Annotated in this window: 12 protein-coding genes; 11 read left to right on the top strand and 1 reads right to left on the bottom strand. The window is 34.1% G+C overall.

What is annotated here, in order from left to right; translation table 11 throughout:
* The first annotated feature begins 3 nt into the window (after window positions 1-3).
* The 11 genes from KWG70_RS04690 (at window position 4) to KWG70_RS04740 (ending at window position 11,354) form a co-directional block, all read left to right on the top strand.
* The gene (locus KWG70_RS04690) at window positions 4-1,047 is read left to right on the top strand and encodes a vWA domain-containing protein (protein WP_230934821.1); all 1,044 of its coding nucleotides are present in this window, start codon (window positions 4-6) and stop codon (window positions 1,045-1,047) included.
* An 84-nt stretch (window positions 1,048-1,131) separates the two neighbouring features.
* A complete protein-coding gene (locus KWG70_RS04695) occupies window positions 1,132-1,632 on the top strand; it encodes a hypothetical protein (protein WP_230934822.1) in 501 nt (166 codons plus the stop codon).
* A 1-nt stretch (window position 1,633) separates the two neighbouring features.
* On the top strand, window positions 1,634-2,464 hold the full coding sequence (locus KWG70_RS04700) for an aerotolerance regulator BatC (protein WP_230934823.1): 831 nt from the start codon (window positions 1,634-1,636) through the stop codon (window positions 2,462-2,464).
* A 35-nt stretch (window positions 2,465-2,499) separates the two neighbouring features.
* Entirely contained in the window at window positions 2,500-3,309 is an 810-nt protein-coding gene (locus KWG70_RS04705) for a BatD family protein (RefSeq protein WP_230934824.1), read from the top strand.
* A gap of 23 nt (window positions 3,310-3,332) precedes the next feature.
* Window positions 3,333-5,108, top strand: coding sequence for a BatD family protein (locus KWG70_RS04710; protein WP_230934825.1), 1,776 nt, complete (start codon window positions 3,333-3,335; stop codon window positions 5,106-5,108).
* 2 nt (window positions 5,109-5,110) lie between these two features.
* Window positions 5,111-5,872 carry a tetratricopeptide repeat protein gene (locus KWG70_RS04715; protein ID WP_230934826.1) on the top strand — a complete coding sequence of 254 codons (762 nt, stop codon included), beginning with the start codon at window positions 5,111-5,113 and terminating at the stop codon, window positions 5,870-5,872.
* Between the two features lie 58 nt (window positions 5,873-5,930).
* Window positions 5,931-6,236 carry a hypothetical protein gene (locus tag KWG70_RS04720; protein ID WP_230934827.1) on the top strand — a complete coding sequence of 102 codons (306 nt, stop codon included), beginning with the start codon at window positions 5,931-5,933 and terminating at the stop codon, window positions 6,234-6,236.
* A gap of 85 nt (window positions 6,237-6,321) precedes the next feature.
* On the top strand, window positions 6,322-7,917 hold the full coding sequence (locus tag KWG70_RS04725; RefSeq protein ID WP_230934828.1) for a SulP family inorganic anion transporter: 1,596 nt from the start codon (window positions 6,322-6,324) through the stop codon (window positions 7,915-7,917).
* 12 nt (window positions 7,918-7,929) lie between these two features.
* Window positions 7,930-8,742 carry a universal stress protein gene (locus KWG70_RS04730; RefSeq protein WP_230934829.1) on the top strand — a complete coding sequence of 271 codons (813 nt, stop codon included), beginning with the start codon at window positions 7,930-7,932 and terminating at the stop codon, window positions 8,740-8,742.
* A 94-nt stretch (window positions 8,743-8,836) separates the two neighbouring features.
* Window positions 8,837-10,705, top strand: a complete 1,869-nt coding sequence (locus tag KWG70_RS04735; RefSeq protein ID WP_230934830.1) for a SulP family inorganic anion transporter — start codon at window positions 8,837-8,839, stop codon at window positions 10,703-10,705.
* A gap of 19 nt (window positions 10,706-10,724) precedes the next feature.
* Window positions 10,725-11,354, top strand: a complete 630-nt coding sequence (locus tag KWG70_RS04740; RefSeq protein WP_230934831.1) for a carbonic anhydrase family protein — start codon at window positions 10,725-10,727, stop codon at window positions 11,352-11,354.
* Window positions 11,355-11,451: 97 nt separating this feature from the next.
* On the opposite strand, the gene KWG70_RS04745 is transcribed toward KWG70_RS04740, so the two are convergent.
* Window positions 11,452-11,982 carry a CvpA family protein gene (locus tag KWG70_RS04745; protein WP_230934832.1) on the bottom strand — a complete coding sequence of 177 codons (531 nt, stop codon included), beginning with the start codon at window positions 11,980-11,982 and terminating at the stop codon, window positions 11,452-11,454.
* Window positions 11,983-12,010: the final 28 nt, after the last annotated feature.

Consider the following 12,010-nt stretch of genomic DNA (forward strand, 5'->3'; position numbering starts at 1 on the left):
ATTATGTTTGATTTTCAATTAGAAGAAAAAGTTTGGTTTTGGATATTACTGGTAATTCCGGTGATTATCTTCCTGTTTGCTATACTACAGTTTTGGAAATATAGAACTCAAAAGCGATTTGCAAATTCGCAATTGTTAAAACGATTGAGCCCCAACCAATCCCTATTCAAGTCTATTTTAAAAATAGTAGTGCTAAGTCTCGCATTTGCTTGTCTAGCGATTGCCTTGGTAAATCCTAAAATAGGGACGAAATTAGAGACTGTAAAGCGATTAGGAGTTGATATTGTGTTTGCTGTAGATGTTTCAAAAAGTATGCTTGCCGAAGATATAGCACCTAATCGCCTAGAAAAATCAAAACAGTTAGTAACGCAGATTATAAACAATTTGGCTAGTGATCGTATTGGGATTATCGCCTACGCTGGCAAAGCATTTCCGCAGTTGCCAATTACCACAGATTATGGATCGGCAAAAATGTTTCTCCAAAATTTAAATACCGATATGTTGTCGTCTCAAGGAACAGCGATTAATGAAGCGATTGAATTGGCAAAGACTTATTTTAATGACGAAGAACAAACCAATCGCGTATTAATTATTATTTCCGATGGTGAAGATCACAGCGATATTGCCAGTAATGTTGCTGAAGAAGCTGGAGACGAAGGCATTCGAATTTTTACTATAGGTGTAGGAGATGAGAAAGGTGGTCCAATTCCTATCAAACGAAATGGCGTGCTTTTAAATTACAAAAAAGACAATCAAGGTGAGACTGTAATTACCAAACTCAACGAAGAAACACTTAAGGATATAGCAGATGAAGCCAATGGCGCATATATTAGAGGAAATAACACTTCTGAGGTAATCGATGAGATCAAAGATATTTTGAATCGGATGGAGAAAACCGAATTTGAAGCCAAAGAATTTGCCGATTTTAAAGATCAATTTCAATGGTTTTTAGGTTTTGGGATCTTCTTTTTGTTTATAGATATTTTCTTCCTCGAACGAAAAACAGGATGGTTAAAACGACTCAATCTTTTTAATGAGAATATGTAATCGTTTCGGTATTATATATTTTATAAATTCTTTAACTATATCAAGCCCTACAGTTTTTTATCTTGCTATTTACTAAATATGAGAATGAACCACATAAAAATTATAATTTTAGTCTTAGTGTTACCATTACTAAGTTTTGGTCAGGATAAAGATTTGTCTATATTCGAAAATCTAGTTGACAAAACTTGGAGTGCAGAAGGACAATGGGAAAACAACGGCCCAAAGTTTAAACAAGATGTGCATTTCAGTTTTGATCTAGAGCGTTCGGTTGTAATAGCAAAGTCAAAAGGCTTTGTGAATAAAGAACAAACCGAGTTTGGAGACAGAAACCATGGCGTTAGACACTATGATAAAACGACCAATACGATCAAGTTTTGGGAGTTTGATGTTTTCGGAAATGTAACTAAAGGAAAAGTGTTAGCCGAAGGTAAAAATATCATTTATCAGTATCAATATGGAGAATCAATAATTACTGATATGTGGGAATATGTAGATGATTCTACTTATAATTTTAAAGTAGGAAGTTACTACAACGGAACATGGGAACAAGTTTACTTGAATACCGTTTTTAAAGAACAGAAGTAAAATGAGGAAACTACTTATAATTTGTACGGTCTTAATGACGACCTTGAGTTTTGCTCAAGATAAAGACAAAGAGCGTGAAGAAAAATTAAAACTAGAGAAAGCTACTAATTATGTATATGAAGGCAACGAATTGGTAGATGCCGATAATTATATCTCTGCTGAGATGGAATACAGAAAGGCAATTTCTAAAGCACCTTCAGTGGTTGCTGGCTCGTATAATTTGGGAAGTACATATTACGAAAAAGAGAATTACGATGAAGCTTTGTATCGTTTAAAACTTGCTGCTGATAATTCAGAATCTAAAGAAGAAAAACATAAGATATTTCACAATATTGGAAATATCTTAATGAAACAAGACTTATGCGAAATGGCTGTGGAGTCTTTTAAAAATGCATTAAGAAACAATCCAACTGATGATGAAACGCGTTACAATTTGGCTATAGCTAAACAATGTGCTGAGCAGCAAAAGAAAGATCAAGACAAGGAAGAAGAGAAAAAAGACGAGGATAAAGAAGACGAAAAGAAAGACGAAGAAAAGAAAGAGGACGAGAAAAAGCAGGACCCTAAAGATGAAGGCGATCAAGATAAAAAGGAAGGAGACGATGAGAAAGATGAAGAAGGAAAGCCAAAAGATGAAAAAGATAAGGGAGAAGGAAAAGAAAAAGAGGATAATAAGCAAAAAGGAAAGCCAAAACCAAAACCTGGGCAGCTATCACCACAGCAAATTAAAAACTTGCTAGAAGCTATGAACAATCAAGAACAGAAAGTTCAGGAAAAAATAAATGCTGATAAACAGAAAGGAGTAAAAGTCAAACCTGAAAAGGATTGGTAGTACCCTTTTAAACATACAACCAAAATCCGAACACTATGAAATCTATTAAACAAACGCTATTGCTGCTGAGTATTTTTTCAGTTGGAATAGTATTCGCACAAGTGAATTTTGAAGTTAAAGTTAGTAAAGATAAAGTGGCTCCTAATGAATCTATTCGAGTAGATTTTGAGATGGATGCAGAGGAAGAGGAGTTTACACCACCAAGTTTCAGTGATTTTGAAGTGGTAAGTGGTCCACAAAAAAATGTGAGTAGAAGTTGGATTAAAGGCGAAGAGAGTTATAAAAAAACCATAACTTATTATGTTGTGCCTCAAAAGCAAGGCGATTTAACAATTGATCAAGCTCGAATGACTGTTGATGATGAAACTTACCTAACAAAACCAATGTCTGTTAAAGTTAATGATATGTATAAAAGTAAGGAAGATAATCCTCAACTTTTAAAATTTAATAATACGGTTCACTTGGTTGCTGAGGTATCTAAGAAAACGGTTTCAGTAGGAAGCTCTATTGAAGTTACCTATACACTGTATGTGTCTCCAGAAGTTGGAATTTCAAATTGGAAAGCATTGACTAAACCAGAATATGAAGATTTTGAATCTGAAGACATTGATGTAAAACCACTGAAAGTTGAAGACGGAACGTATAAAGGTGAAAAACAGCGCTATGTAGTGTTGAGCAAAACAAAATTAACGTCTAAAGAAAAAGGGCAGTTTCAATTAGAACCTTTAAAACTCAACGTCACAGTAGAAATGCCAACAGATAAGAATGATATTTTTGGTAGCCCTGTAATGCAAACTATAAATAAAACATTAACGACCAACGTTATTACAGTTACAGTTAAATAAAAAATAGAAACGAATCTATTGAGATGAAAATCGTAAAACACATAACATTATTACTTATTGTACTGACTTCGAGTATGGCTTCTACGCAAGTTAAATTTGAAGCAAAATTAAGTAAGCAAAAATTAGGTGTCAATGAACGGTTACGTATCGATTTTGTAATGAATAAGGATGGTGATAATTTCAATCCGCCAGATTTTGCAAATTTTAATGTGGTTGGAGGCCCTAACACTTCAGTGAGTAATTCCTGGCTTAATGGACAGCATTCTTATAATAAAACCTACAGTTATTTCTTAGCACCTACAAAGAAAGGTAAACTAAAAATTAGTGAAGCCAGTATCGAAATTGAAGGTGTAGTTTATAAAACAAAAGCCGTAACGGTAAATGTGACTAATGCTGTAAAACGACCAAATGATCCTTATAATGTTGACGGTGTTGCAGCCGAAAACATACATTTAGTTGCCGAAGTTTCTAAGTCAGATCCTTACCTTAATGAAGCTATTACTGTGGTTTATAAACTATACGTTTCGGCAAATACAGGTGTAAGCAATTGGAGAGAAGTTGATAATCCAAGGTATAACGATTTTTGGAGTCAGAAAATTGATACGAAAGGATATCGCATTCAAAATGGAAAATATAAAGGTCAAGATTATAGATATGTCGTTCTTCGTAAGACTGTACTTTACCCTCAGAAAACAGGAAAGCTAGAAATAGAGCCTTTAACACTGGATATCACAGTAGAAGTGCCAACTAAGAGGCGAGACATTTTTGGAGGAAGACATATGGCTCAAACCAATAGAACGGTTTCTGCTGGAAGTAGAACCATTAACGTAAAACCTTTACCAGACGAAGGAAAACCAGAGAATTTTACAGGAGCTGTTGGTGATTTTAAATTTAATGTCATTACGTCAAAATCTGAGTTAAATGCATCAGAATCTCTACAAGCTAGAGTTGAAGTGACTGGAAAAGGTAATTTGAATTTGTTTCAGTTGCCAAAATTAACTGTGCCGAGTTCTTTAGAGGTTTACGAACCAGAGCATAATGAAAACATAAGAACGAGATTAGACGGAATGTATGGTTCTATCTCAGATAGCTACACTATTATCCCACAATATAAAGGGAAATACCCGATACCAAGCCTTTCCTTCTCTTACTTTGATTTAGAGACCGAAACCTATAAAACCGTATCATCTGGTGAAATAGTTATTGATGTTATCGAAGGCCCAGTTAATAACAGTTCTAGTGATGATAATATTGCTGAATCTGATAGCAATAAAAAAGAAGTTACCTTAAATAGTGCGCAATTTGCATTTATAAAAACAAAAGCTAATTTAAAACCAACTAAACGAGAAAATTTCTTCAAGTCTGCTGAGTTTTGGAGCTCATTATTACTCCCATTATTAGCCATTCCATTAGCACTTGTATATCGTAAGAAAAAAGAAGAGCGTAATGCTGATGTCTTCGGAAATAAAATTAGAAAAGCAGATAAATTAGCAAGACGCTATTTAGGAGAAGCTAAAAAATCATTAGGGCATAAAGAAGCATTTTATATTGCTTTAGAAAAGGCATTGCATAATTATTTGAAAGCCAAGTTGCATATTGAAACAAGTGATTTTAGCAAAGAAAAAATCGAGACCATATTAATAGAGCGTCAAGTAAATGATATCACAGTTAAAGAGTTTATTAGCATTTTAGAGCATTGCGAATTGGCGCGATATACACCTATCACTAACGTGGAGATGCAACAAGATTATGACAAGGCAGCGTCAACTATTTCAATTATTGATAAGGAAATCAGGTAAGAATGAAGCAGTTATTTTACATATTAATAGTGTTTATAAGTACAAGTGCGTCTTTTGCTCAGAATGAAGCACTATTTAACGACGCTAATGCACATTATAATGAAGGAAATTATGCTGAAGCCATAGACAAGTATGAGTCTATCTTAGACACTAAAGAGCATTCTGCCGAATTGTATTTCAATATGGCCAATGCACATTATAAACTCAATCATATTGCGCCTAGCATTTATTATTATGAAAAAGCACTGCTGTTAAAACCTCGTGATAAAGATATTCAGAACAATATTGCTTATGCGAGAAATATGACAATCGATGCTATAGAGGTTATTCCCGAAGTTGGCTTTTCCAAACTCATACAAACTATTACAAATACCTTTAGCTTTAATAACTGGGCTAAGTTATCTGTAGCTTTAGTCGTTCTGTTTGTCATCTTATTTTTAGGATATTACTTTTCCAATAGTACTGCAAAAAAGAGAGTTGCTTTTGTGACGAGTTTGTCCTGTTTACTTCTAGCATGTGTAGCTGTTGCCTTTGCATTTCATAAGTATGACTTGGTGGAAAAGGATCAACCAGCTATTGTTTTTGCAAAAGAGGCTCAAGTTAAGAGCGAACCTAATTTAAGAAGTACAGAGGCCTTTAAACTTCATGAAGGCACTAAAGTTCAAGTTCTGGATACCGTGTCTAGTTGGAAGAAAATTCAACTATCTGATGGGAAAACAGGCTGGATTTTAAACGAAGATGTTAAAATGTTGAAGATTTTTTAGATGTTCTTTAACAAAATTATCAAAATCAAAGTTTATATTTGTAACTTTCATTTGTAATATGAGCAAAAACCAACTAGCCATTTTCTTTTCAATATTTTTTTTGTCGCTTACAACAGCGCCAACTATTGTGATGGTTGTTGATGATTCTATGGATGTATCATTTCTTTATGATATATCAGAAGAAGAAGAAGAAAAAAAAGGCAAAGACAAGAACAAAGAATTTGAAAAATTTCTTATCGATTCAGATAAGGATTTAGATGATTTTCCAGCCCTTAAAAAGGCAAATAATCTTGATTACGCCTATAAAACATACCCCAAACCACATCTCAATTTAATTTTCCCACCTCCCGAATTCATTTCATAATTTTTAGAGTACTTCGGATGTAATCATCCAAAAAAATTATTGAAATAAGCTATTGAGTTTCTCTTTAGCCTAAATGAATTTATATATGTTTAAAACTATTAAGAATGACTTGCCAGCGAGTATAGTCGTATTTTTTGTCGCACTACCTTTATGTTTAGGTATTGCATTAGCCAGTGGAGCACCTCTTTTTTCAGGACTTATTGCTGGTATCGTAGGAGGAATTGTTGTTGGAGGATTAAGTGGATCTAAAATTGGAGTTAGTGGACCTGCTGCAGGATTAGCTGCTATCGTATTAACTGCCATAGGTACTTTAGGAGGTTATCAAAACTTCCTTTTAGCTGTGGTCTTAGGAGGTATTATCCAGTTGATTTTTGGATTTCTCAAAGCAGGAATTATCGGGTATTATTTCCCGTCGTCTGTCATAAAGGGAATGCTAACAGGAATTGGTATTATAATTATTTTAAAACAAATACCTTATTTCTTCGGATTAGATAAAAACCCAGAAGGTGACTTCGCCTTTTTGCAATTGGATGGTGAAAACACCTTCACAGAATTGCTAAAATCAATAAATGCATTAATAAGTGGAAACTTTGATAAAGGAGCAACACTTATAGCATTTGTTGCTTTAGGAATATTGCTACTTTGGAGCAAAGTGTTGAGTAAAAAAGGCAAATTCTTTGAAGTTGTACAAGGACCTTTAGTTGCTGTTGTTGTAGGAATTATATTCTTTGTAATAACCAAATCTAACGATACATTAGCTTTAGAGACATCGCACTTAGTAAGTGTGCCTATTCCAGAAGATGCATCATCGTTTTTTGGACAATTTAGTTTCCCTAATTTTTCGGCAATTACAAATCCTGAAATATGGATTGTCGCCTTTACAATAGCACTCGTTGCAAGTTTAGAAACATTGCTTTGTGTTGAAGCTACAGATAAATTAGATCCTCATAAAAATGTGACACCTACTAATCGCGAATTATTAGCACAAGGTACAGGAAACATTGTTTCAGGAATGATTGGAGGGCTACCAATTACGCAAGTAATTGTAAGAAGTTCTGCCAATATCCAATCTGGAGGACGTAGCAAGGCATCTGCAATTATTCATGGTTTCTTTTTACTGATATCGGTGATTCTAATTCCGAGACTATTAAATATGATTCCATTGTCAGTTTTAGCTGCAGTTTTATTTATTGTAGGATTCAAGTTGGCAAAGCCTTCATTATTTAAAAAGATGTATAACCTAGGATGGAAACAATCTATTCCATTTTTTGTCACAGTTTTAGGTATCGTTTTCACCGATTTATTAGTAGGAATCGGTATGGGATTAGCGGTTGGAATCGTAGTGATTTTAATTAAAAGCTACCAGAATTCTCACTTTTTGCACATTGAAGATAAAAGTAATGGGAAGCATAAAATAAAAATGACGCTTGCCGAAGAGGTGACGTTCTTTAACAAAGGTGCAATCTTAAAAGAACTAGATAGTTTACCAAGAGATACCTACTTAGAATTGGATGTAAGAAAAACAAGATACTTAGATAATGATATTATCGAAATTCTTGATGATTTTGCATTTAAAGCAAAAGAGAGGAATATTGATATACAACTTATTTCAGAGCGTGGTGTTGTAGAAAACCCAGATAGCTTTTTAGAATTTTTCAAATTAAGACCAAAATCTGCTTAAAAAATTAATATTATGAAAACCAATAACAATAAATATAAAATACTTGTGCTTTCAGATATGAAAGACACAACTTCTAGAACACTTAAAAGTAGTGTTAGTCTCTCTAAAATGATAGATGGAAACATCCATTTTTTTCACGTTAGAAAACCAACTGAAATCATTGAAAAGGAAAGTCAGTTGTCAGCTATGAGAACTATTAACAAGGCTTATGTCTCTATTTCAAGTGAGATAAAAAATATAATAGAACCCATAGCTAAAGATTATAACACAGATATTACTTATAACCATACTTTTGGTAATGTAAAGAACGAAATTTTGAATTGCATTGAAACGCATAAGCCCGATATTATAGTGCTAGGAAAACGCAAATCAAAGTCGATTAATCTGCTTGGTGATAATATTACAGATTTTATAATCAAAAACCACAATGGTGCTATAATGATTGCATCAGAACAAGGATTATTAGAGCCTGAGACAGAATTGTCAATTGGACTGCTTGACGATTCAAACACCACCTATAATTTAGAATTTGTTGATGCGTTATTTAATCACACTCAGAAACCTCTAAAATCATTTAGAACGGCGAAAAAAGAAAGTCATAGTGGTGAAGAAAAGACGTTTGCCAATAAAGATACTGTAGAGTTGGTTTTCGATTATGGAGATAATTCTATTAAGAGTTTATCTAACTATTTAGCAAAGAGTGATGTTAATTTATTATACTTAAATAGAGCTAACAATAATAACACAAATCAAAGGTCTAAGATAAAGGATTTGATTAGTAATGTGAATGTGTCATTGTTTATTTCAGAAGAACAAAAGCAATAATCATAAATTCATGTTAATTGGAACAGGTAAGGGAGGGTTTAGCTTTTATTTGTTTAAAAAGTGCTAAATTTAGGGTTAACCTAACATCTCAAATATGAAAAATTTGTTTTCTAATATCAAGGGTGATGCCTTTGGTGGTATCACTGCTGGTATTGTAGCCTTACCTTTAGCCTTAGCTTTTGGAGTTTCTTCTGGGCTTGGTCCTAGCGCTGGATTATATGGGGCTATCTTTATTAGCTTCTTCGCAGCACTTTTTGGAGGAACCAGTACACAAATCTCTGGTCCTACTGCACCAATGACTGCTGTAAGTATGGTAATTATAGCAGGCATTATTGCGGCCAATGACGGAAGTGTTGAAAAGGCCTTACCTGCAATTTTATCGGTGTTTTTATTAGCTGGTTTAATGCAAGTAGGATTAGGAGCCATTGGGTTAGGTAAGTACATTCGATATATTCCTTATCCTGTTGTTTCTGGGTTCATGACAGCTATTGGTGTTATTATTTTAATCACACAAATCTTGCCGTCTCTTGGGTATTACCCTAAAGAGGATATGGATTATGTCAATGAGTTTAAACCTCAGGCAGAAGAGGTTATTCTAGAAAACATTTTGAAAGAAGAAGCTGCTGAAGATATTTTAGTGTTAGAAGACTTTAGGGAAACTATTTCTCGAGCCGAAAAGATTACCCAAGACGATATTTTAAAAGAGTCACAAACATTAGCTGCTAAAAATGCTTCTGGTGTTTTAGGAGCACTCAAGGTATTACCAAGGGCTTTAAAGAATATCAGCTGGCTTGAAGTCATACTAGCTTTAGGGACTATATTTATAATTTATGGATTTAAACGAATAACGACTAAAATCCCGAGTACTCTGGTAGCTCTGGTCGTCATGTCTACTATTGCTATTCTAGGAAACTTAAATTATAAACCTATTCCAGAAATTCCAGAAGGGTTACCAGTGCCAAATTTAGCAATTATCACAAGCTTTGAATTAAGTTCAATAACACCTTACTTTTTTACGGCATTAGCATTGGCGCTTTTAGGGGCAATAGATTCATTATTAACGAGCATCGTGGCAGATAATATGACCAAAACGAAACATAAGCCTAATAAAGAATTAGTGGGTCAAGGTATTGGTAATAGTATTGCAGCTTTATTTGGAGGTATTCCTGGAGCAGGTGCCACTATTCGTACTGTAGTGAACATTAATTCAGGTGGAAAAACAAAACTATCTGGTATGATTGCTGGAATATTATTGTTTAGCATCTTAATGATTCCTGGCTTGCCAAATTTGGCCTCTCAAATTCCTGCAGCTGTGTTAGCAGGTATATTAATTACTGTTGGTATTGGAGTGATGGATTATAAGGGCTTAAAAGCAATTCCTGCGATGCCAAAAGATATTAAATTGGGACCATTAAAACTGAGTTCAGAAGTATTGATAATGCTTGTAGTACTTATACTTTCTTCTTTTTGGGATTTAGTTTACGCCGTAGGTATTGGTTTGGTCATAGCGTCTCTAATGTTTATGAAAAAGATTGGAGATCTTACCGCAGAACGATCCGATGTAAAATCGTTAAATGAAGAAGCCTGGGCAGATGAAGGGAGTTTTCCTACTAATTTAAAAGAAGAAGTTTTTGTTAAGCACATTAAAGGACCTTTATTTTTTGGATCCACTAGTGATTTTCAAGCCTTGGCTCAGCAAATTCCAGGGACAGCGTCTTCCGTTATTATGCGATTAGACCGAATGCAATATATGGATCAATCAGGATTATATGCGATGGAAGATATGCTTCAAGATTTAAAAGTCAAAGGTGTCGATGTGCTATTTGTAGGACTGCTAAGACAACCACGTTATATGATGGAGCGAATTGATATCATACCCGATTTTATTTCTGAAGAACACATCTTCCAGTCATTTGATGAGTGTATAAACTGGATAAAAACAAACATAAAAGACGAATATTAATATTTAATTACAACAACAAATGAAAAATATAGCAATAACCAAAGACGTTCAAAGCGCATTAACACCTGATAGTGTTTTACAAGATTTATTACAAGGAAATAACCGTTTTGTTAGCGGGAGTTCCCAAGCAACAGATAACTCTGCTCTGATAAACCAAACTACAGGAGGACAATATCCTAAAGCAGTTGTACTATCTTGTATTGATTCTCGAGTACCAGTCGAAACTGTATTAGATCAAGCCATTGGAGATATATTTGTGGCTAGAGTTGCTGGTAATTTCGAAAATGTAGATATTCTAGGAAGTCTAGAATACTCATGCAATGTTGCAGGAAGCAAACTCATTCTTGTATTGGGTCACGAAAGTTGTGGTGCAGTAAAAGCAGCTTGTGATGGTGTCGAATTAGGAAACATAACAGCAATGTTGGATAATATTATGCCAGCAGTTAGAAAATCTGCCGATGAGGTTGATGGTGAAGCAAATTCATCTAATAAAGAGTTTGTAGCTAAAACAGTTGAAAATAATGTGCGATTGACGATTGACCGTATTCGCGAGAAAAGTAAAATTCTACAGGAAATGGAAGACAATGGAGAAATCAAGATTGTTGGTGGCGTGTATAATTTACATACCGGAAAAGTAGATATGTTGTAAAAATATCAATCTTAAAAAGCCGCTCATTGAGCGGCTTTTTTTTATCAAAATTTAACAGATATAAAAGTGTTATAACGAATACATTAGTAATGGTGTATTAGGCTTCAGTAGTGTCTTCTGAAGTGTCTTCATTTGGATCATCTTTTCCTTTATTCAAGATACTTGGGAAAATCATTGGCGCTAATGACTTTACAGGTTCATAAAGAATAGAATCTTCTAAGTCTTCCTTATCAGCAAATGGAATCGAATTATTCATATTATCAAAAACGATAAGTAGTACACTTAAAATTAAACCAATTTTTAATGCACCAAATACACCTCCCAAAAGTTTGTTCAATACACCCAATGCCGCAAAATCGGCTAACTTGGTTAGGGCTTTTCCTGCCAAGGCAATAACTAAAACTATAATGACAAATGTAATAGCAAACGCAACAATATTGATGTATTTTTCATCCCAATCCAGCCTGCTATCTAAGAATTCAGCCGCAAAATTACTAAAGTGAATAGCACCATATACACCTGCAATTAAAGCAACAAGAGACGCCACTTCTACAAAAAGTCCTTTCATAAAACCTCGTATCAATCCAAATAATAAAAGCGCTCCTAATATGATATCAATTATAGCCATAGTTTAGTCAGTTTTAACAAACCTACAT

Source organism: Psychroserpens luteolus (genome assembly GCF_021032705.1).
Taxonomy (GTDB): Bacteria; Bacteroidota; Bacteroidia; order Flavobacteriales; family Flavobacteriaceae; genus Psychroserpens; species Psychroserpens luteolus.

Coding starts and splice junctions, on each gene's coding strand:
- KWG70_RS04690 (WP_230934821.1), top strand. CDS start 4: ATGTTTGATTTTCAATTAGAAGAAAAAGTTTGGTTTTGGATATTACTG.
- KWG70_RS04695 (WP_230934822.1), top strand. CDS start 1,132: ATGAACCACATAAAAATTATAATTTTAGTCTTAGTGTTACCATTACTA.
- KWG70_RS04700 (WP_230934823.1), top strand. CDS start 1,634: ATGAGGAAACTACTTATAATTTGTACGGTCTTAATGACGACCTTGAGT.
- KWG70_RS04705 (WP_230934824.1), top strand. CDS start 2,500: ATGAAATCTATTAAACAAACGCTATTGCTGCTGAGTATTTTTTCAGTT.
- KWG70_RS04710 (WP_230934825.1), top strand. CDS start 3,333: ATGAAAATCGTAAAACACATAACATTATTACTTATTGTACTGACTTCG.
- KWG70_RS04715 (WP_230934826.1), top strand. CDS start 5,111: ATGAAGCAGTTATTTTACATATTAATAGTGTTTATAAGTACAAGTGCG.
- KWG70_RS04720 (WP_230934827.1), top strand. CDS start 5,931: ATGAGCAAAAACCAACTAGCCATTTTCTTTTCAATATTTTTTTTGTCG.
- KWG70_RS04725 (WP_230934828.1), top strand. CDS start 6,322: ATGTTTAAAACTATTAAGAATGACTTGCCAGCGAGTATAGTCGTATTT.
- KWG70_RS04730 (WP_230934829.1), top strand. CDS start 7,930: ATGAAAACCAATAACAATAAATATAAAATACTTGTGCTTTCAGATATG.
- KWG70_RS04735 (WP_230934830.1), top strand. CDS start 8,837: ATGAAAAATTTGTTTTCTAATATCAAGGGTGATGCCTTTGGTGGTATC.
- KWG70_RS04740 (WP_230934831.1), top strand. CDS start 10,725: ATGAAAAATATAGCAATAACCAAAGACGTTCAAAGCGCATTAACACCT.
- KWG70_RS04745 (WP_230934832.1), bottom strand. CDS start 11,982: ATGGCTATAATTGATATCATATTAGGAGCGCTTTTATTATTTGGATTG.